The sequence below is a fragment of the Streptomyces beihaiensis genome (assembly GCF_026274175.1).
In the GTDB taxonomy this organism is placed as follows: domain Bacteria; phylum Actinomycetota; class Actinomycetes; order Streptomycetales; family Streptomycetaceae; genus Streptomyces; species Streptomyces beihaiensis.
In genome coordinates this window covers 1-18,110 of the sequence record NZ_JAPHNL010000029.1, presented here as the reverse complement: position 1 = coordinate 18,110, position 18,110 = coordinate 1, and the positions used below count along the sequence as shown (strand labels likewise).

Genomic DNA, 18,110 nt, shown 5'->3' with positions numbered 1-18,110 from the left:
GGGCGGCGCGGTGCGTGGCGGAGCAGCCCGTCAGGGCGGCGAGCCCGACGGCCGCGAGGCCGCCGAGCAGGGCCCGGCGTCCGGGCTCGTGCGCGCACCCAGGCGTGTACGGATCATCGTTCATATGTCATCCGTCGCACGGCGACGGCACGGCGCTGCACACATCCACCGGCCCGGACGTGCAAAAACACCCGTTCGGCGTCCGCTAGCCTCAAGTGGTGACCGATGAACAGCCACACCAGTTCGAGCGCGGTACCGACGGGCCCAAGGTGATCGTGGTCGGCGTCGACGGCTCCGACTCCTCGTTCCGCGCCGCGGCCTACGCCGGGGGCCTGGCCCGCCGTCAGCACGCCCTGCTCGCCGTCGTGTACGTCCAGCCGGTGATGGCGACCGGGACCGCGCTGGGTGTGCCGGTCGCCGAGACCACGGACGAGATCGCCGAGGGTCTCATCGCCCAGATCCGTGAGGCCACCGAACGGGTCAAGGACATATACGACGTGCGCTGGGAGTTCCACACGTTCCGCGGCGACCCCTACAACGGCCTGGTCACCGCGGCCGACGAGCTCAAGGCGGACGCCGTCGTCGTGGGCGCCTCCGAGCAGGCGGGCCACCGCATCGTCGGCTCGGTGGCGGTGCGCCTGGTGAAGGCGGGGCGCTGGCCGGTGACGGTGGTGCCGTAGCGCGGCCGGAGGCGTGAGCGCGGTGTCTTCCCTCTCTCGCGGTGCGCGGGCATCATGACCGGCCGTCAGCCGTCATATCGGGCGAAGAGGGTGAGCTCATGGCCGTTCCCACCGGACCAGGCGTGAAGCAGAGGATGCTGCGCCGCAAACCCATCGAGCACATCGAGGACACCGAGACGACGGCGGGCCCGAAGCTCACCCGCACCCTCGGCCTGTGGCAGCTCACCGCCATCGGAGTCGGCGGCATCATCGGCGCCGGCATCTTCACCCTCGCGGGCACGGTGGCCAACGAGACGGCCGGACCCGCGGTGCTCGTGTCGTTCCTCATCGCGGGCGTGGCCAGCGCGGCGGCCGCCCTGTCGTACGCAGAGTTCGCGGGCCTGATCCCGAAGGCCGGGTCCGCGTACACGTACGGGTACGCGGTGCTCGGCGAGTTCGCCGGCTGGTTCATCGGCTGGGACCTGCTCCTCGAGTACACCGCGATCGTCGCGGTGGTGGCGATCGGCATCTCCGGCTACTTCAGCTTCCTGCTCGGCGAGATGGGTGTGCACCTGCCGCACTGGATGCTGGGCGCTCCCAGCACGGGCCACGGGCACAAGGTGGACCTGTTCGCGGCGATCCTGTGCCTGCTGATCGCGTATCTGCTCAACCTCGGGATCAAGAGCGCCGCGCGTTTCGAGACCGTCGTCGTCGGGATCAAGGTGCTCGTGGTGCTGCTCGTCATCGTCGTGGGCTTCTTCCACGTCAGGTCGGGCAACTACTCGCCGTTCTTCCCGTTCGGCGTCTCGGGCGCCTTCACCGGCGCGGCGACGGTGTTCTTCGCGGTGTTCGGCTACGACGCGATGTCGACGGCGGCCGAGGAGTCCAAGGACGCGCAGCGGCACATGCCGAAGGCGATCATCTACTCGCTCGTCATCGCGATGGTGCTGTACGTGCTTGCGTGCCTGGTCCTGACGGGCATGCAGAACTACCGGCACATCGACCCGGAGAGCGGCTTCTCGTCGGCGTTCAAGTCGGTGGGGCTCAACGGGCTCGCGGACGTGATCGCGGTGGGCGCGATCATCGGAATCCTGACGGTCATGTTCACGTTTATGTTGGGTGTCACCCGTGTCTGGTTCTCGATGTCGCGCGACGGGCTGCTGCCGAAGTGGTTCGCCAAGACGCATCCGACGCGGCACGTGCCGACCCGTGTGACGTGGATCGTCGGCGTGGCCTCCGCCGTGATCGCCGGCCTCCTGCCGATCGGCGAGGCGGCCGAGCTCACCAACATCGGCATTCTGCTGGCGTTCGTCGTGGTGTGCGTCGCGGTGATCGTGCTGCGCTACCGGCAGCCGGACCTGCCGCGCACGTTCCGCACCCCGGGGATGCCGGTGGTGCCGGCGGTCGGCGTCGTCTTCTCCGTCTGGCTGATCACGTTCCTGCAGTGGCAGACGTGGGTGCGGTTCGCCGTGTGGTTCGTGATCGGCGTCGGCATCTACTTCGGTTACTCGTCGAGGAATTCGGTGCTCGCCACGTCGCGGGCCGGGGAGGCGAGCGACAAGGGCTGACATACTCTGGGATGCGCGCGCCGCGCCGGGTTTCGCCCGGATTCACTTCCGACCTGCGACGAAACCGCCCCTCAAGTCAAGGCTTCGCAAAGCGCCTTGCTGGGGGCGGTGTTTCCTCGGTTGAGTAATCCGCTGCGCACTGACCGGAGGAAGGCAGGAAGGGATGTTGCACGGACACGGCGAGGGCGCTGACGGCGCCGGGGAGCAGGAACTGGTCGTCCCGATGGCGTGGTTGTACGCCGAGTACATCGCGGACGAACTGCTGCGCACCGGCGACCTGATGCCGCCCACCTCCGTCGAGTTCCGGGCGGGCCGCGACGCGCTCGCCCTGACGATCTTCCTGTCCGACGCGGGCGACGAGCTGTCCGGCATCCGTGTGGTGTCGCAGCTGGAGACGTGGCAGGCGCTGACGGCGTACGACCAGCCGTGGCAGGACTGGGTGCGCGCGCGGCTCGCGGAGCGTGCCGCGCGGCACGCTCCGGACGGCCTCCCCTCGCCCGATCTGCGGCTCGCTCGGACGGCGTGGAGATGGCTGGAGGAGACCGAGTTGCTCGCACCGGATCTCGACGCGGTGCCGGTCCCCGAGGAGGACGGGCCGCAGGTGTGGACACCGGCGTGGCAACTCGGGCTCCCTTTGGGCCACTTGGCGATCCACCTGTTCTGAGTGCCGCCGACAGTGATCGCTTCGGCGGCGGTCACTTCAGCAGGCGTGACATGCGCCGGTCGGCGAGTGGTTTGCCGCCGGTCTGGCAGGTGGGGCAGTACTGTAGCGAACTGTCGCTGAAGCGGACCTCGCGGATGGTGTCGCCGCACACCGGGCAGGGCTGCCCGGCCCGCCCGTGCACACGCAACCCGCTCTTCTTCTCGGCCTTCAGCCGCCCGGCCGCTACGCCGTGCGAGCGCGCGACGGCGTCGGTGAGCGTGGTACGCAGGGCCTCGTGGAGGACGTGCACGTCGTCCGGCGTGAGGGCGCAGGCCAGTTTGAACGGGGACATGCGGGCGGCGTGGAGGATCTCGTCGCTGTAGGCGTTGCCGATACCCGCGATGAGGGACTGGTCGCGCAACGCGCCCTTGATCTGCCGTCGTTCGCCGTCGAGGAGCTTCGCGAGGGCCGCCTCGTCGAAGGCGTCGGCGAGCGGGTCGGGTCCCAGGCGGGCGATGCCCGGCACGTCGGCCGGGTCGCGGACGACGTACACGGCGAGCTTCTTGGTGGTGCCGGCCTCGGTGAGGTCGAAGCCCGCGCCGGTCTCCAGGGCCACGCGCAGCGCGAGCGGCCCCTTGCCCGGTTTCAACCCATGGAAGTCACGCGCAGCGTGCCGTCGAGGGGCGGTGGCCGGGCGACGGGCGGGCCCGTCGGGGAGCCGGTCCTTCCACTGCAGCCAGCCCGCGCGGGCCAGATGGGTGACCAGGTGGAGGCCGCCGGTGTCGAGGTCGAGGAACTTGCCGTGCCGCGCGACGGCCGTGACCGTACGGCCCTCAAGGGCGGTGAGCGGCGGGTCGTACGTCTTGAGGACGCTCACGGCGACCGGCAGCACGCGCATGATGGCGTGTCCCACCAGGTGTTCGGTGAGGAAATCCCTGAGCGCTGCGACCTCGGGCAGTTCCGGCATACGTCCAGGGTGCCACCGCGGCGCCGGGCGCGCGGCTCACCGGCGGGCGGGGACGACGAACTCGCACCACACGCACTTGCCGCCGCCGCGCGCCTCCACGCCCCACACGTCGGCGAGCCGGTCGACGAGGAGCAGCCCGCGCCCGGACACCCCGGACTCGCCCGCCTCGCGGCGCCGCGGCAGGGCGCTGGAGGTGTCCTCCACGTCGACGCGCAGCCGCCGGTCGGTGCCGGTGAGCACCCGCAGCGTCACGATGGCGGGGCCGTCGGTGTGCATCAGGGCGTTGGTGATCAGCTCGTCGGCGACCAGCTCGACCTCGTCGGCCCGCTCCCCCGCGCCCCAGGCGCGTACGGCCGCACGGATCATGTGCCGTGCCGCGAAGAGCGCCCCGGGGTCACCGGGCGGCACGTGTTCGGTGAGCCGTCCGCCGCTCTGTGCGGCGCCCGCGCCGCGCCGTCGCAGCAGGAGCAGCGCCACGTCGTCGTCGCCCTGCCGGTCGGTCGTGCCGCACAGCAGGTCGGCGAGCCGGTCGAGGTCCTGCGGGCCCGAGCCCACCACGGCGGAGAGCGCCTGGAGGCCGTCGTCCAGATCGGCTCCCGGCCGTTCCACGAGGCCGTCGGTGCACAGCAGCAGCGTCTGGCCGGGGTCGAGTTCGACGGTCGCGACGGGATATTCGAGCCGCCCGAACTCCGCGGACAGGCCCAGCGGCAGGCCGCCCTCCAGCGGCAGCCTGCGGCAGGTGCCGTCGGTCAGGCGCAGCAGCGGGTCCAGGTGCCCGGCCCGCACCATCTGCACGACACCGGTCGACAGGTCGGCCTCGGCGTACAGGCAGGTGGCGAAGCGTTCGGTGTCGAGCTCGTGGAGGAAGACGGAGGCGCGGGCCATCACGGTCGCGGGGGTGTGCCCCTCGGCCGCGTAGGCGCGCAGCACGATGCGCAGCTGGCCCATGACGGCCGCGGCGTGCGTGTCGTGGCCCTGGACGTCCCCGATGACGGCGCCGACGCGGCCGCCGGGCAGCGGGATCACGTCGTACCAGTCGCCGCCGATGTCACGCTCGAGCGCGGCGGAGCGGTAGCGCACGGCGACGTCGGCGCCCGGCACGGCCGGGATGGTGCGGGGCAGCATGGCCTGCTGAAGGCCCTGGGCGAGGTCTTTCTCCTGCTCGTAGAACATGGCGCGCTGAAGGCTCTGCGCGATGCTGCTGCCGAGGGCGACGAGCACGTTCCGCTCGGACTGGTTGAAGCCTTGACGGTCGTGGTAGAGCAGCCCCAGGGCGCCGATCGGCCGGGCCTGCGCGATCAGCGGCAGATAGGCGGCCGAGCGGATGCCCAGGTGGGTGATGTGCGGCCACAGCGTCGGGTACGAGTGGGCGAAGTCCTGCGGCGACTCGATGAAGCGGGGCTTGAGGCTGCGCACGACCTCGCTCATCGGGTACGGGTCCTCGATGCGGGTGACGTCCGTGCCCTCCACGAAGCTTCCGGAGGGGCCCTCGGCGACGAGGTGGATGCGGCCGGCGCGGACCACGCCCATGACGAAGCTGGTCGCGCCGAGGTGTTCGATGCCGTGGGTCTCGCGCAGCACGTCTATGACGTCGTCGACGGAGCGGGCGTGCGCGAGGGCCGCGGTGGTGTTCTGTACGACGCTGGTCTCGCGGCGGCCCAGGGCGTCGCGGGTGGCGCGCTCGTGCTGCACGGTGGCGTCGTTGAGCTCGTCCGTCGCGTCACGCACGATGCCGACGATGCGACGCGGGCGGCCCTGCGCGTCGCGGCGGATGTAGCCGCGGGTGTGGTTCCAGCGCAGTCTGCCGTCGCGGGTGCGGATGCGGAAGTACGCGCCGTAGTTCTCCTCGCCGCTCTTCAGGGCCCGGGCGACGAGCGCGTCGAGGCGGTGCCCGTCGGCGGGCAGCACACGTACGGCCAGCGTCTCGGGGTGGTCGTCGTACTCCTCGGGCAGGATGTCGAAGACCTCGTGGGCCTGCGCGTCCATGTGCATGAGGCCGGTCTCGAGGTCCCACTCGAAACTGCCCATCCGCAGCCCGCGCCCGTACGCCTCGAGGAAACCGCGCGCGGTGTCGTCGGGGCGCTCCTCGTGCTCTTCGTGCGAGGGGTCCCCGTGCTCCTGTGAGCCCCCGCTGCCCGCCTCCATGGGGCCAACGCTATGCGCAGCGTCAGGCGGCCGCACGCGGGACGAGAGCCGCCCGCAGACGGTCGGGCGCGGCCCGCGCGGCGGGGGGGCTCGGCGCGCCCGTGCGACGCCACGCGAGGGCCCACGCTGGCGCGCGCCCGCGCCCGGCCAGGCGTCGGCGTGCCCGGCTCGTGGGCGACATCGGGGCGGAACTCGGCCGTAGCGCGGCGGCGCTCCGGGACGGCTCGCACGCCGTGCCGCGGGGCGCACTGATCAGGCGGTGCCCGCCGCGGTCGTTCCGGGCGGGGCTCGGCGGGGTGACGCTGCGCGCCACCGGTCTGGAACGGCACATGGGGGCGGGCAGCGCCGAGGTGGTCGAGCTGCCCGCCCCTGTGGCCGGCCGGTCCGGCGGCCGGGATCCCGACATCGCCTCAGCCGGCGAAGGAGTCCTGCTGCGTCGAGGACGAGGTGTCGTCCGTGGCGTCCGGGATCAGTCCGTCGCCGGGCTGGTCCGGAGTGTCGGGCACGGTCTCGGGGCCGATGTCTTCACTGGCGCCGGTGCTCCGCTCACCCGACCTGGTCTGCGGTGTCTGCGGCAGGCTCGGCGTCGGGCAGCCGGACGGCCAGGGGGACGGGAGCCCCGAGGGGGTGCCGGTGGAGTCGGTCGGGGTGAGCGTCGGGCAGGTCGTCTCGGAGGGGCTCTTCGAGGGACTGGCCGAAGAGCTCTCTGGGGGTGTCACCGACTCGGTGCCCGTCTCCGACTCGCCGGGCTGCGTCGGCTCCGTCGACGTGGCGGACTCGTCCGGCGTAGGCGTAGGCGTAGGCGTAGGCGTCGGTGACGTGGGAGTGGGGGTCGGCGGTGTGGGCGTGGGTGGTGTCGGCGTCGGTGGGGGCACCGTGTGGTCGTGGCGGCCGTCGTCGCCGATTTTCCGCTGGATCCACGTGTTGTTGACGACGTTGACGATGGTGATGTTCTGGATCACCTGTGGTGCCGGTGTCACGACCACGACCTTGGTCGGCTCGTAGCCGCTCCACGCCGTGCCCTGCGGGCGGGCCGGGTGTTTGAAGGCGACCGGCGGCTTGAGCGGGTTGCCGCAGGCGCACCGCACGCGCGGCATCCCGTGGTTGTCGACGAGGACGGCCGTGCCCGCCTGCAGGACCGACTGGAACGAGGTGGCCCGGCCGTCGTGGTAGCCGTGGTTGGTGACGCGGGTGTCGGCGCGCAGGACCACGGGTGTCAGACCGCGCAGATAGCCGGGCACGTCGCCGCGCGAGACTCCGGCGGCCCGCGCGAACGCGCCGGCCTTGGCCTGGTCGGCGGTGAGGAAGCGGACCTGCTTCTCGACGTCGCAGCTGCCGACGGCGTGCGTGCCGCCGTAGAGCCCGGGAGTGGCGCCGGAGATCGAGTGCAGGCCCAGGGCGGTGGCGGAGGGGCTGTCGCCCGTCGCCGTGGGTTGCGGCGTTCGGGTGACGGGCGGCGTGCTCGCGGCGGACGCCGCCGTGGAGTCGGTGAAGGGGTCGGGGCCCTGGTCCGCGACGGGCTGGAGGAACAGTTCCCCCTTCCCGCCGGAGGCGTTGTTGCCGCTGTTCCCGCCGTTCGAGCCGGAACATCCGGCCAGCAGCAGCGCTGCGGATATCCCGAGCGCCGTCACATACGTTCTGGTCCTGGTCCGTGCGCGCACCTGTACTCCCAGCTGTGCACTGTCAGTCGTCCCCCACTGTTCGTCCCCCACAGTCAGGACCCGGCCCGGCGGCCACGCAACTCGTGCCGCGGCGGCGTGCGACGTACGACACTGGAGGCGTGGACTGGTTCGCCGCCTCCGGGTACTGGCTCGGCCGCCTGGTCTTCCAGCGGGGCCTGGCGGCGCTGTATCTCGTCGCGTTCGCCGGGGCGGCGCTGCAGTTCAGGGCGCTGATCGGGGAACGCGGGATGCTGCCGGTGCCCAGGTTCCTCGCTCGGGTGCCGTGGCGGGCCGCGCCGACGCTGTTCCGCCTCCACTACTCGGACCGGTTCTTCGCCGGGTGCGCCTGGGGCGGCGCCGCGGTGGCGGCCGCGCTGCTCGCCGGGGCGGACGGGCTGCTGCCGTTGTGGGGTGCGATGCTGCTGTGGCTGGTGCCGTGGGGCCTGTATCTGTCGATCGTGAACGTCGGGCAGACCTGGTACGGCTTCGGGTGGGAGTCGCTGCTCCTGGAGACCGGGTTCCTCGCGGTGTTCCTCGGCAACGACAAGGTGGCGCCGCCGGTTCTCGTACTGTTCCTGCTGCGCTGGCTGCTGTTCCGGCTCGAGTTCGGCGCGGGGCTGATCAAGATGCGCGGCGACGCCTGCTGGCGCGAGCTCACCTGCCTGTACTACCACCACGAGACCCAGCCGATGCCGGGCCCGCTGAGCTGGTTCTTCCACCATCTGCCGCGCCCGCTGCACCGCGTGGAGGCGGCGGCGAACCACGTGACACAGCTGGTCGTGCCGTTCCTGCTGTTCACGCCGCAGCCGATCGCCACAGCCGCGGCGGCCCTGATGATCGTCACGCAGCTGTGGCTGATCGTCTCCGGCAACTTCGCGTGGCTGAACTGGCTGGCCGTCGTGATCGCCGCGTCCGCACTAGACCTGAGCGGTCTGCGCACGCCGCCCGCGCTGCCGGCCGCCCCGCTCTGGTACGAGATCGTCGTGATCGCGTTGACCGTCGTGGTCGCCGCGCTCAGCTACCGCCCGACGCGCAACCTGCTCTCCCGTACGCAGTCGATGAACCGTTCCTACGACGTGCTGCACCTGGTCAACACGTACGGGGCGTTCGGTTCTGTGGGCCGCATCCGGCACGAGATCGTGGTGGAGGGGACGACGGACACGGTGCCGCGCCCCGACTCCGAGTGGCTGGCCTACGAGTTCAAGGGCAAACCGGGCGCGGTCGGACGGCTTCCGCGCCAGTTCGCGCCGTACCACTTGCGGCTCGACTGGTTGATGTGGTTCGCGGCCCTGTCACCCGCCTACGCCCGGCCGTGGTTCGATGCCTTCGTCGAACGGCTCCTCACCGGCGACCGGGACACACTGCGGCTGCTGCGCCACTGCCCGTTCCCGGACGCCCCGCCGACCTACGTCAGGGCTCTGTTCTTCCGCTACCGGTACACGACGTGGCGTGAGCTGCGGGCCACGGGCTCGTGGTGGCAGCGGACCTACGTCGGGGAGTATCTGCCGCCGACCCGGCTGAGGTAGACGCGGCGGGCGGTGTCGAGCGCCGCGTCCGCGTCGTCGTCCCGCCGGCCTCACCGGCCCGCAGGACGTGGCCGCAGCCCTTGCATGCCGCCGTCGACCGCGAGGGTGGTGCCGGTCGTGCCACTGGACAGCGGGCTCGCCAAGTAGACGATGGCGCCCGCGACTTCGTCGGCACTGACGAGGCGCCCGGTGGGCTGGCGGGCTTCGAGCGCGGCGCGTTCGGCGGCCGGGTCGTCCGCGGCGTCGAGGAGCCGTCCGATCCACGGAGTGTCCACGGTGCCGGGGTTGACGCAGTTGACGCGGATGCCCTCGCGGACGTGGTCGGCGGCCATGGCCAGGGTGAGCGCCTGCACGGCGCCCTTGGAGGCCGCGTACAGGGCGCGCCTCGGCAGGCCCGCGGTGGCGGCGACGGAGCAGGTGTTGACGATCGCGGCGTGATCCGAGGCGCGCAGCGCGGGCAGGGCGGCGCGGGTGGTGCGGACCATGCCGACGACATTGACGTCGAGGACGTGGCGCCATTCGCTGTCGTCGTTGTCGGCGACCGTGCCCTGGGCGCCGATGCCCGCGTTGTTGACGAGTACGTCGAGGCCGCCGAGGTCGGATATCGCCGCGGTGACGGCGGTGCGGACCGCGGCGTCGTCGGTGACGTCGGCGGCGTAGCCACGCAGCGGCTCGTCGACGGCGGTGATGTCGCGATCGAGGACGGCGACATCGGCGCCGCGGGCGGACAGGAGAGCGGCGGTGGCGCGGCCGATGCCACAGGCTCCGCCGGTGACGAGGGCCTTGAGGCCGGTGAACGCGTCGGTTCGGTGGCTGTCGGTCATGCTGCGGCTCCGTTCGCGAGAGGCGTGGGGGCGGGCGGCTGCCGGGCGCCGAGGCCATCGGCCCGGAACGCGCCGTCCGGGCAGGTGAATTCGGCGGTGGACCGGGCGCGCGTGGCGGCACAGAAGCCGACGGCGGCCCGAGCGTTGTCGTGGCCGTCGCGGATGACGACCGGGGCGGTGAAGTGGTCGGGCAGGTGGTCGACGTGTTCGGCGGTGGCGACCTTGACGGGGGCGACGGCCGCGTGGAACGCGGCATGGCACGAGGACGCCGTCGCCGACGACGTTCCCCCGTCGGCCGGCGCCGACCTTGAGGTTGATCCGCCGTCACTCGCCTCGGTGCGCGGCACGAGGTTTCGTGAGGTGGGGAAGCGGATGTCGTAGGTGTCGACCGCGGTGGCGCACGGGATGTGTGCGGACACGGAACGCCTTTCGGACAGGGCCGCAGGCCGGGGCCGGAAGCCGGGGCCGGAGCGGGCTCGCCGGTCCTGGGCGTCGCCACCGACGGCGCACAGGACGCGACCCACGCGAGAGATATTTATCAGACCACTTCGGGTCGCCAACACCCTTCGTTCACAGATTTTCGGGGATGCGTGCCGCCGGGACCATCAAGTGGTCCGACCACTCTCCTAGTGGTCGGACCACTTCGCCGACTAGACTGCGCCGCATCGGCTCACCGGGAGGACGCCATCGTGGAGGAGACCGCTCCCCGGCGCGGCACCGTCACTCAGCGGGCGATCGACGAGATCAAGGCGATGATCGGCGACGGCAGCCTGGAGCCCGGCCAGCGCCTGCCCACCGAGCGGGATCTCGCCGCGCAGCTCGGCATCTCGCGCAGTTCGATGCGGGAGGCCATCCGGGCGCTGACCGTGCTCGGCGTGCTCGAGGCACGGCACGGATCCGGCATCTACGTCACGCGACTGGAGGCCGGGGACCTCCTGGAGACGTTCGGGGTCGTCGCGGACCTGTCACGCGGACCCCGCCTGCTGGAGCTGCTCGAGGTGCGGCGCGTTCTGGAGTCCACGGCGACGGCCCTGGCGGCCGCGCGCATCACGGCGTCGCGACTGGGCGAAGTGGAGGGGCACTTGGCGGCGATGAACGCGACGGACGACCCCGAGGAGATCCTCTCCCACGACCTGGCGTTCCACCGCGCGATCGTGGCGGCCGCCGGGAACGAGACGATGGCCGCGATGCTGGAGGGTCTTTCGTCGCGGACGTTCCGGGCGCGGGTGTGGCGCGGGTACCAGGAGGAAGGGGCGTTCGAGCGGACGCGGCGGGAGCACTCCCGGATCCTCGCCGCCCTGCGGGCGCGCGATCCGGAGGCCGCGCGGAGCGCTGCCGCCGCGCATGTGGGAGAGGTGGCGGCCTGGTTGCGGGGGCAGTCGGGCTCGGTCGGCTAGTGGTGGTGGCCCTTGGCCTCGCCTCCCGGGGGCGGGGTCATGATGGTCGATCACCCGGTCTTCCGCCCCTCTGGGCAGGCCGCGCCTGCCAGCGCGGACAGCAGCAGGTCCAGCGCCCTGTCGAACGAGCTGCCCGCCATCAGCGGCAAATGGGCGCGCACCGCCGCCAGTTGGGGGTGCTCCTCCGGTGACGCGTCCGCGTATGCCGCCGCCCACGCCGCGTCGTCCGCGGCCCTGCGGTCAGGCGGCAGTGCCAGGTGGGCGGCGTCCAGGGCCGCGTGACCCAGGACGGTGTCCACGAACGCCGCGTAGTGACGGACCGCCTCCGCGTCGGGGAAACCGGCCCGGCGCAGCAGGCCGATGCCCGCGTCCACCGCACGGAACTCGTGGGGCCTGCGAGTGACCCGGTAGGCCGCGAGGGCCGCGACACGTGGGTGTTCGCGGTAGCCGCGGTGGATGCGCCGAGCCATGTCCCGCAGGCCGTCGAGCCAGTCCATGGTGTCCGGCTCGAACCCGGCCATCGCCTCACCGATGATCCGGTCCGCCACGGCGAGCAGCAGGTCGTCCGTGTTGTGGAAGTACCGGTAGAGCGCGCTCGGATCGCAGCCGAGGGCGGTGCCGAGCCGTCGCACGCTCAGCGCGTCCGGGCCGTGCTGCCCGACCAGGCGCAGCGCACAGTCCACGATCGCCTCCTGCGACAGGAGCACCCCGGTCTTGGTGGGCCTGCGCCGTCTGCGTTCACCCGGCACCCGTCCGTCCGCCATGCCGTCGCCTCCGCTCGTCAGCCGCCGCCTTATGTCAACACCATTGACGCAACTTTGACAAGGCCGGTTTGATCGGGGCCTTCCCGCCACCCCTCCGTGACCTGCCCGGGAGTCCGTCCATGAGAAGCATCCGAACACAGCCACCCGGCCTGCGCCGTTCCCTGGGTGTCGTCGACGGCATCGCCGTCGCCGCCTCCAGCACCGCCGCCACGACCAGCATCGGGATCGGGATGGGCTCGCTCGCCGCGACGGTGGGCCTGCAGGCTCCGGCCGTGCTCCTGGTCGCCTTCGTACCGATCCTCGGCATCGCCGCGGCGTACGCGCGGCTGAACCGGCACGAGCCCAACATGGGCAACGGCTATGTGTGGGTGGGCCGTACGCTCGGCCCGTGGCTCGGGTTCCTGACCGGTTGGGTGACGCTGGTCGGCACGCTGGTCTTCATGGCGTACACCAGCGCGGTGACCGGCTCTGTCGTGCTCCAGTTCGCCCTCCAGGCGCATCTGCGCTCGGTCCTTGGAATACGTCTCGACCCGGATTCGACGGCCCTGTCCACGGTGGTGGGACTGGTCGTGCTCGCTCTCGTCACGGTCACGGCGGTCACCGGCATCCGCAAGGCGACCCGGCTTCAGGCGTGGCTGCTGGGCTTCGAGTACGCGGTGCTGCTCGGCTTCTGCGGCTGGTCCCTGGTCACCGGCGGGCACGCCTTCCGGTGGGAGTGGCTCGACCCGTTCGCGGTGCACGACGGCGGTGCCCTCGCCCAGGGGCTGGTCCTCGGCGTGTTCTTCTTCTGGGGGTGGGACGCCGCGTTCACGGTGACCGAGGAGACGAAGGACGTTCGGGACGCGGGCCGCGGCGGATTCATCGCGCTGTTCGCGATGCTGGCCCTGTTCCTGTACGGATCGGTGGCCTTCCAGCGTGAGATGTCGCTGCCGGAACTGGTCCAGGAGGGTCCGCAGGCGCTCACGTATCTGGGCGCGAGGCTCGCGAGCGAGCCGTGGGCGAGCCTTCCGCTGCTCGCCCTGCTGTTCTCGGCGGTCGCGTCCTTGCAGGCCAGCGTGATCCCGACGGCCCGCGGGCTCCTCGCCATGGGGCGGGACCGGACCTTGGGGCCGCTGTGGACACGGGTCAGCCCCCGCTACGGGTCACCGGCGCTCGGCACCGTCGTCATCATGGCCGTCGCGGCCGGGCTCGCCCTCCTCGCCGTCGCCATCCCGAAGCTCAGCCAGATGATCCTCGCCGCCGTGAACTCGATCGGCCTGACCGTCGCCCTGTACTACGGGCTGACCGCGCTGGCCTGCACGGTCCGGTTCCGCGGGATGCTGCGCACCTCGCCCGTCGAGGCACTGCGCGCGGTGGTCGCGCCCGGACTCAGCGGTGTGGCGCTGCTCGGTGTCGGGGCGTATCTGGCCCGCTCGTACGCCCTGCGCAGTGACCACTTCGCACTCAGCCCGGACAACGGGTGGTTCCTGCTCGTGGTGCCCGGCGCGATCGTCGTGTCCGGTCTCGCGATGGCGGCCTTCGCCAAGTACCGGCGCCGGTCGCCCTACTTCGCGACCGGGCGTGGCACCGACGCCCAGTCCCCCGAGCTGGACTCGGCGCCGGTGACCTGATCCCGGCGCTCACCCTCACCCGTACCCTCACTCTTGCCCTCCCCCTCTCCTCCCCCTCTCCTCCCTCCCCTCTCCCTCCCCGTCGCCGTTCACCCGCCCGCACCCCTCAAGGAGTTGCCGTAGATGTCCGACATCGCACCCGCCGACCTCGTCCTGACCGGCGGCCCGGTCCACACCGGCTCGCCCGCCCGTTCCCGCGCCACGTCGGTCGCCGTCCGGGGTGAGCGGATCGTCGCGGTCGGCCATGACGAGGTCCGTGAGCTCGTCGGGCCGCGCACCGACGTCGTCGATCTGGCCGGGAAGCTGCTCGTGCCCGGGTTCCAGGACGCGCACGTCCATCCGGTCGGCGCCGGGATCGAGTTGGGCCAGTGCGACCTCAGCGGCGCGACGACCCTGGCGGCGTACCGGGAGCGCGTCGCCGCGTACGCCGACGCCCACCCGGACGCCGCCTGGATCACTGGCGGCGGCTGGGCCATGGAGGCGTTCCCCGGCGGGCTGCCGACCGCGGCCGAGCTCGACGCGCTCGTGCCCGACCGCCCGGTGTACCTGGTCAACCGGGACCACCACGGGGCATGGGTCAACTCCCGTGCGCTGGAGCGGGCGGGCATCGACGCCCGCACACCCGACCCGGCCGACGGGCGCATCGAGCGGGACGCCGACGGGACCCCCACCGGCATGCTCCAGGAGGGCGCCGCCAATCTGGTCGGGCGGCTGCTTCCGGAGGTGACCCGCCGCGAGCGGATCGCCGGTCTCCTGCGAGCCCAGGAGCTGCTGCACTCACTGGGGATCACCGCCTGGCAGGACGCCATCCTCGGCGAGCACGCCAACCTCACCGACCCGACGGACGCCTATCTGGCGTGCGCGGACGACGGGCGGCTCACCGCGCGCGTGGTGGGCGCGCTGTGGTGGGACCGGGCGCGCGGCACCGAGCAGATCGAGGAATTGGTGGCCCGCCGCGCGGCGGGCACGCGGGGGCGGCTGCGCTCGACGACCGTGAAGATCATGCAGGACGGAGTGGCGGAGAACGGCACGGCCGCACTGCTCGGCCCGTATCTGGACGGCTGCGGCTGCCGGTCGGACAACAGCGGGATCAGTTTCGTACCGCCCGAGGCGCTGAAGGAGTACGTCACCGAGCTGGACGCGCACGGCTTCCAGGTGCATTTCCACGCGCTGGGCGACCGGGCGGTGCGCGAGGCGCTCGACGCGGTGGAGGCGGCGCGCCGCGCCAACGGGCGGTCGGACACGCGGCCGCACCTGGCGCATCTTCAGGTGGTGCACCCGGACGACATCGGGCGCTTTCGTGAGCTGGGCGCGAGCGCGAACCTGCAGCCGTTGTGGGCGGCGCACGAGCCGCAGATGGACGAGTTGACGATCCCGTTCCTGGGGCCCGAGCGGTCGTCGTGGCAGTATCCGTTCGGCGCGCTGCTGCGCTCCGGTGCGACTCTCGCGGCAGGCAGCGACTGGCCGGTGAGCAGTCCCGACCCGATGCAGGGCATCCATGTGGCGGTCAACCGGATCGCGCCGGACGCCCCCGCGGGGACACCCGTCTTCCTGCCGGACCAGCGCATCGGCCTCGCGGACGCGCTCACCGCGTACACCGCGGGCAGCGCGTACGTGAACCACCTGGACGCGGAGACCGGGACGATCGCTCCCGGCTACCTGGCGGACCTCGCCGTCCTGGACCGGGATCCGTTCGCGGGGCCGCCCGAGCAGATCGGGGCGACCCGTGTGGAGCAGACGTTCGTCGGCGGGCGACGCGTGTTCGGCTGAACGGGTGATGCTCCGGGTGCCCCGCGCGCCTGCCCGCACCCCTCACGGCGGAGGAGTGCGGGCAGGCGGCCGGGCGCGGGTGCCCCGGTGGTCAGTCGACGCTGGGCAGGATGTGTGGTTCGGCGAGGTCGTCCTCGTATCCGGCGAGCCGGATCGGGGCCGACCTGGCCCACACGTCGAGGCTGCCGAGCTGCTTGGGGGCACGGCTCGCCCGCTCGGCACGTTCCTTCGGGCGTTGTTCTTGCTTCGTCTTCTTCAGTGTCACCGCGCACTCCTCTGTGTCGGGTAACCCTCTCCGGCTTGACCGGCCCAGCGTCTCGCAAGGCTCCGGACGCCCGATCGGGCTTTGCTAGAAGTCCAGTTCGGGCGCGGTGGCGCCGGTTGTCGCTGGTGGGATCGGCCGTGGTGGCCGGCCTCTCCCCGGACGGAACCATGGGTACTGGTTGGGACCCACGCGTGGTAACCGTCCGGCTACAAGCCTAACCAGATGAGCGCGGGCCCGCTCGATGGGGCTCGAATCTGTGGCGACCTGGTGAAGTTCGCGGCGAGATCCCGCCATGTGGCGCGGTGGCCGCCCCGCCCGCCGCGCCACACGACTGAGTACCCGCACAGCACGCTCACACGCCGTCAGGCTCAGGTGCGAGACGTCCGTTCCTCACCGCTCTCACTCGCGTCGCCGACGCGCCCGCGCACCGCCCGTACGACGAGACAGACACCCACGACCGCCACGGCCGCGACGAGCAGCGCCGTGTCCGGCACCCGGTCGCCGATGCCGCGGGCCCACTGCTCGGCGGCGAACGAGTCGTCCACGTCGAGCAGCCCGGGCAGCGCCGTCGTACCGTCGAAGGCGAGGAACAGTGTGCCGAGCCCGATGAAGAAGAGGCCCGACACGAGGGTCGTGGTGTGCAGTTCGAGCCGCCCGACGCGCAGCGAACGGCCGCGCAGCCAGCGCCGTCGCCCCAGGTCGAACCGGTCCCACAACAGGGCGAGCAGGAACAGCGGCACCGCCATCCCCAAGGCGTAGACGGCGAGCAGCAGGGCGCCGTAGACCGGGTGACCGCCGAGCGCGGCGACGGTCAGGACGCTGCCGAGGATCGGGCCAGCGCAGAATCCGGCGAGGCCGTAGACGGCGCCGAGCGCGTACACGGACAGGGCGGTGGTCGCACGGATGCGCCCGGACAGCTCGGTCATGCGGCGCGAGGCGAAGCCGCGGCCCGCCGTCTGCAGCACGCCGAGGGCGATGATCAGCCATCCGCCGACGGCGACCAGCAGGTCCCGGTGGCCGTAGAAGAGGCGACCCGCGTACGAGCCCGCGGCCCCCAGCGGCACGAGGGTCGTGGCCAGGCCGAGGTAGAAGATGCCGGTGCGGGCGACGAGGCGGGTGGGGCTGTCCACGGAGTACGCGAAGAAGGCCGGAAGCAGTAGGGCGCTGCACGGGCTGAGCAGGGCCAGAAGGCCGCCGAGGAACGCGGCGAGATAGCCGATGTCGTTCACCGCGCGGCCTCCACCTTCGCCGATTCGATCGCCTGCTCGAATGTGGCGGCGGGCTGGGCTCCCGCGATGGGCCGACCGCCCACGAGGAACGACGGCGTGGACGTGGCGCCGAGCGCGTACGCCTCGTCGCGGTCCTTGCCGACGGCCCGGTGGGCGGCGTCGCTGTCGCGGTCGCGGCGGAACCGGTCGAGGTCGGGCACACCCGCCTGCCGGGCGAGCGCGTCGAGGCGCGCCGCGCCGAAACCCTTCTCCTTGGCCCCGTCCGCGTAGGCGGCCTGGTGGAACTGCCAGAAGCGGCCCTGGCGTCCGGCGGCCCAGGCGGCGCGGGCGGCGGCCTCGGACTCGGAGCCGAAGATGGGGAAGTTGCGCCATTCGACGCGCAGCGTGCCGTCGGCGACGTACTTCTTCACCAACTCCGGTTCGGTGTCGCGGGCGAACTTGCCGCAGAAGCCGCAGGTGAAGTCAGCGTACTCGATGAGGACGACCGGCGCGTCGGCCCTGCCCCGGGCGAGCGGATCGTGGCGGTCACGCCGGGCGAGCGCGAGCAGCGCCGCGTCGGCGGCGTTCTCGGACGGGCCTTCGGCCGCTTCCTGACGGTTGGTGGTGCCGGTGTGGGTGTGGGGCTCGGTGGCGGTGCGGGAGACGGTGGCGAGCAGCGCGGCGGCCGCGACGGCGGCGGCGCCGACGGCGAGAGTGCGGCGGCCCGCGAGGTGCTTGCGGGTGTTTTCGGGCATGGCGAACTGGTCCTTGCGCTGAGTGAGGCGGAGACAAGCAGACGGCGGATGAGGGCCCGGCAGGGCCGGTGCGCCATCTACACGCGCAGGACGGAGAGCTGGACGGGGGACGGCGGATCGCGCGGGGGCGGGCCCCGGTCCGTCACGGCGGCGGGCGGCGTGGCGTCGGGCGGCGCCGCGCCCGCGCAGGCGGCGTGAGCGAGGGCGAGGGGCGCGAGCAGCTCGTGCGCCCCTGCGCTCCGGTTGGGCACGCCCTGACCGTTGCCGGGGGGACGAGGTGCGGCGCTGGCTGCAAGGGGTGATGGACGAGGCGATCGCGGCGCTCGACGGCACGCACTTCGAACTCGC

17 protein-coding genes are annotated in these 18,110 nt (G+C 72.3%); 7 read left to right on the top strand and 10 right to left on the bottom strand.

Going from position 1 to position 18,110, the window contains the following annotated elements; all coding sequences use genetic code 11:
• Positions 1-218 precede the first annotated feature (218 nt).
• From OFY01_RS04420 to OFY01_RS04410, 3 genes are all read left to right on the top strand, one after another.
• Positions 219-680, top strand: a complete 462-nt coding sequence (locus tag OFY01_RS04420; protein ID WP_266596480.1) for a universal stress protein — start codon at positions 219-221, stop codon at positions 678-680.
• Positions 681-778: 98 nt separating this feature from the next.
• A complete protein-coding gene (locus tag OFY01_RS04415; protein WP_266596478.1) occupies positions 779-2,227 on the top strand; it encodes an amino acid permease in 1,449 nt (482 codons plus the stop codon).
• Positions 2,228-2,390: 163 nt separating this feature from the next.
• A complete protein-coding gene (locus OFY01_RS04410) occupies positions 2,391-2,891 on the top strand; it encodes a hypothetical protein (protein WP_266596476.1) in 501 nt (166 codons plus the stop codon).
• 31 nt (positions 2,892-2,922) lie between these two features.
• On the opposite strand, the gene OFY01_RS04405 is transcribed toward OFY01_RS04410, so the two are convergent.
• The 3 genes from OFY01_RS04405 to OFY01_RS04395 form a co-directional block, all read right to left on the bottom strand.
• Positions 2,923-3,837: an Fpg/Nei family DNA glycosylase gene (locus OFY01_RS04405; RefSeq protein ID WP_266596475.1), complete on the bottom strand. Its 915-nt coding sequence runs from the start codon at positions 3,835-3,837 to the stop codon at positions 2,923-2,925.
• A gap of 36 nt (positions 3,838-3,873) precedes the next feature.
• Positions 3,874-5,982, bottom strand: a complete 2,109-nt coding sequence (locus OFY01_RS04400) for a SpoIIE family protein phosphatase (RefSeq protein WP_266596473.1) — start codon at positions 5,980-5,982, stop codon at positions 3,874-3,876.
• 410 nt (positions 5,983-6,392) lie between these two features.
• The gene (locus OFY01_RS04395; RefSeq protein ID WP_266596471.1) at positions 6,393-7,643 is read right to left on the bottom strand and encodes a DUF6777 domain-containing protein; all 1,251 of its coding nucleotides are present in this window, start codon (positions 7,641-7,643) and stop codon (positions 6,393-6,395) included.
• 119 nt (positions 7,644-7,762) lie between these two features.
• On the opposite strand from OFY01_RS04395, the gene OFY01_RS04390 reads away from it, so the two are divergent.
• Positions 7,763-9,169: a lipase maturation factor family protein gene (locus OFY01_RS04390; RefSeq protein ID WP_266596469.1), complete on the top strand. Its 1,407-nt coding sequence runs from the start codon at positions 7,763-7,765 to the stop codon at positions 9,167-9,169.
• 50 nt (positions 9,170-9,219) lie between these two features.
• Here OFY01_RS04390 and OFY01_RS04385 read toward each other — a convergent pair whose 3' ends face one another.
• Together OFY01_RS04385 and OFY01_RS04380 are read right to left on the bottom strand one after the other, a co-directional pair.
• The gene (locus OFY01_RS04385) at positions 9,220-9,993 is read right to left on the bottom strand and encodes an SDR family NAD(P)-dependent oxidoreductase (RefSeq protein WP_266596467.1); all 774 of its coding nucleotides are present in this window, start codon (positions 9,991-9,993) and stop codon (positions 9,220-9,222) included.
• Positions 9,990-10,412 carry a hypothetical protein gene (locus OFY01_RS04380; protein ID WP_266596465.1) on the bottom strand — a complete coding sequence of 141 codons (423 nt, stop codon included), beginning with the start codon at positions 10,410-10,412 and terminating at the stop codon, positions 9,990-9,992. The genes OFY01_RS04385 and OFY01_RS04380 overlap by 4 nt, the downstream gene beginning before the upstream one ends.
• A gap of 270 nt (positions 10,413-10,682) precedes the next feature.
• On the opposite strand from OFY01_RS04380, the gene OFY01_RS04375 reads away from it, so the two are divergent.
• Positions 10,683-11,390 (top strand): FadR/GntR family transcriptional regulator, encoded by a 708-nt coding sequence (locus OFY01_RS04375; RefSeq protein WP_266596463.1) that lies wholly within the window; start codon positions 10,683-10,685, stop codon positions 11,388-11,390.
• Positions 11,391-11,440: 50 nt separating this feature from the next.
• On the opposite strand, the gene OFY01_RS04370 is transcribed toward OFY01_RS04375, so the two are convergent.
• On the bottom strand, positions 11,441-12,154 hold the full coding sequence (locus tag OFY01_RS04370) for a TetR/AcrR family transcriptional regulator (RefSeq protein WP_266596461.1): 714 nt from the start codon (positions 12,152-12,154) through the stop codon (positions 11,441-11,443).
• Between the two features lie 119 nt (positions 12,155-12,273).
• Between OFY01_RS04370 and OFY01_RS04365 the strand changes: the two genes are divergently transcribed.
• Positions 12,274-13,764, top strand: a complete 1,491-nt coding sequence (locus OFY01_RS04365) for an APC family permease (protein ID WP_266596459.1) — start codon at positions 12,274-12,276, stop codon at positions 13,762-13,764.
• A 123-nt stretch (positions 13,765-13,887) separates the two neighbouring features.
• Positions 13,888-15,534 (top strand): amidohydrolase, encoded by a 1,647-nt coding sequence (locus OFY01_RS04360; RefSeq protein ID WP_266596457.1) that lies wholly within the window; start codon positions 13,888-13,890, stop codon positions 15,532-15,534.
• Positions 15,535-15,625: 91 nt separating this feature from the next.
• On the opposite strand, the gene OFY01_RS04355 is transcribed toward OFY01_RS04360, so the two are convergent.
• From OFY01_RS04355 to OFY01_RS04340, 4 genes are all read right to left on the bottom strand, one after another.
• Entirely contained in the window at positions 15,626-15,799 is a 174-nt protein-coding gene (locus tag OFY01_RS04355; RefSeq protein ID WP_266596456.1) for a hypothetical protein, read from the bottom strand.
• 368 nt (positions 15,800-16,167) lie between these two features.
• Entirely contained in the window at positions 16,168-17,028 is an 861-nt protein-coding gene (locus OFY01_RS04350) for a cytochrome c biogenesis CcdA family protein (protein WP_266596454.1), read from the bottom strand.
• Entirely contained in the window at positions 17,025-17,762 is a 738-nt protein-coding gene (locus OFY01_RS04345) for a DsbA family protein (RefSeq protein WP_266596452.1), read from the bottom strand. Before OFY01_RS04345 ends, OFY01_RS04350 begins: the two co-directional genes overlap by 4 nt.
• Positions 17,763-17,839: 77 nt before the next feature.
• A complete protein-coding gene (locus tag OFY01_RS04340; protein WP_266596450.1) occupies positions 17,840-18,013 on the bottom strand; it encodes a hypothetical protein in 174 nt (57 codons plus the stop codon).
• Between the last annotated feature and the right edge of the window lie 97 nt (positions 18,014-18,110).

What these genes read in the sequence shown, in the direction of transcription:
- OFY01_RS04415 (WP_266596478.1), top strand. Translation starts at nt 779, where the DNA reads ATGGCCGTTCCCACCGGACCAGGCGTGAAGCAGAGGATGCTGCGCCGC.
- OFY01_RS04410 (WP_266596476.1), top strand. Translation starts at nt 2,391, where the DNA reads ATGTTGCACGGACACGGCGAGGGCGCTGACGGCGCCGGGGAGCAGGAA.
- OFY01_RS04405 (WP_266596475.1), bottom strand. Translation starts at nt 3,837, where the DNA reads ATGCCGGAACTGCCCGAGGTCGCAGCGCTCAGGGATTTCCTCACCGAA.
- OFY01_RS04400 (WP_266596473.1), bottom strand. Translation starts at nt 5,982, where the DNA reads ATGGAGGCGGGCAGCGGGGGCTCACAGGAGCACGGGGACCCCTCGCAC.
- OFY01_RS04385 (WP_266596467.1), bottom strand. Translation starts at nt 9,993, where the DNA reads ATGACCGACAGCCACCGAACCGACGCGTTCACCGGCCTCAAGGCCCTC.
- OFY01_RS04370 (WP_266596461.1), bottom strand. Translation starts at nt 12,154, where the DNA reads ATGGCGGACGGACGGGTGCCGGGTGAACGCAGACGGCGCAGGCCCACC.
- OFY01_RS04365 (WP_266596459.1), top strand. Translation starts at nt 12,274, where the DNA reads ATGAGAAGCATCCGAACACAGCCACCCGGCCTGCGCCGTTCCCTGGGT.
- OFY01_RS04360 (WP_266596457.1), top strand. Translation starts at nt 13,888, where the DNA reads ATGTCCGACATCGCACCCGCCGACCTCGTCCTGACCGGCGGCCCGGTC.
- OFY01_RS04345 (WP_266596452.1), bottom strand. Translation starts at nt 17,762, where the DNA reads ATGCCCGAAAACACCCGCAAGCACCTCGCGGGCCGCCGCACTCTCGCC.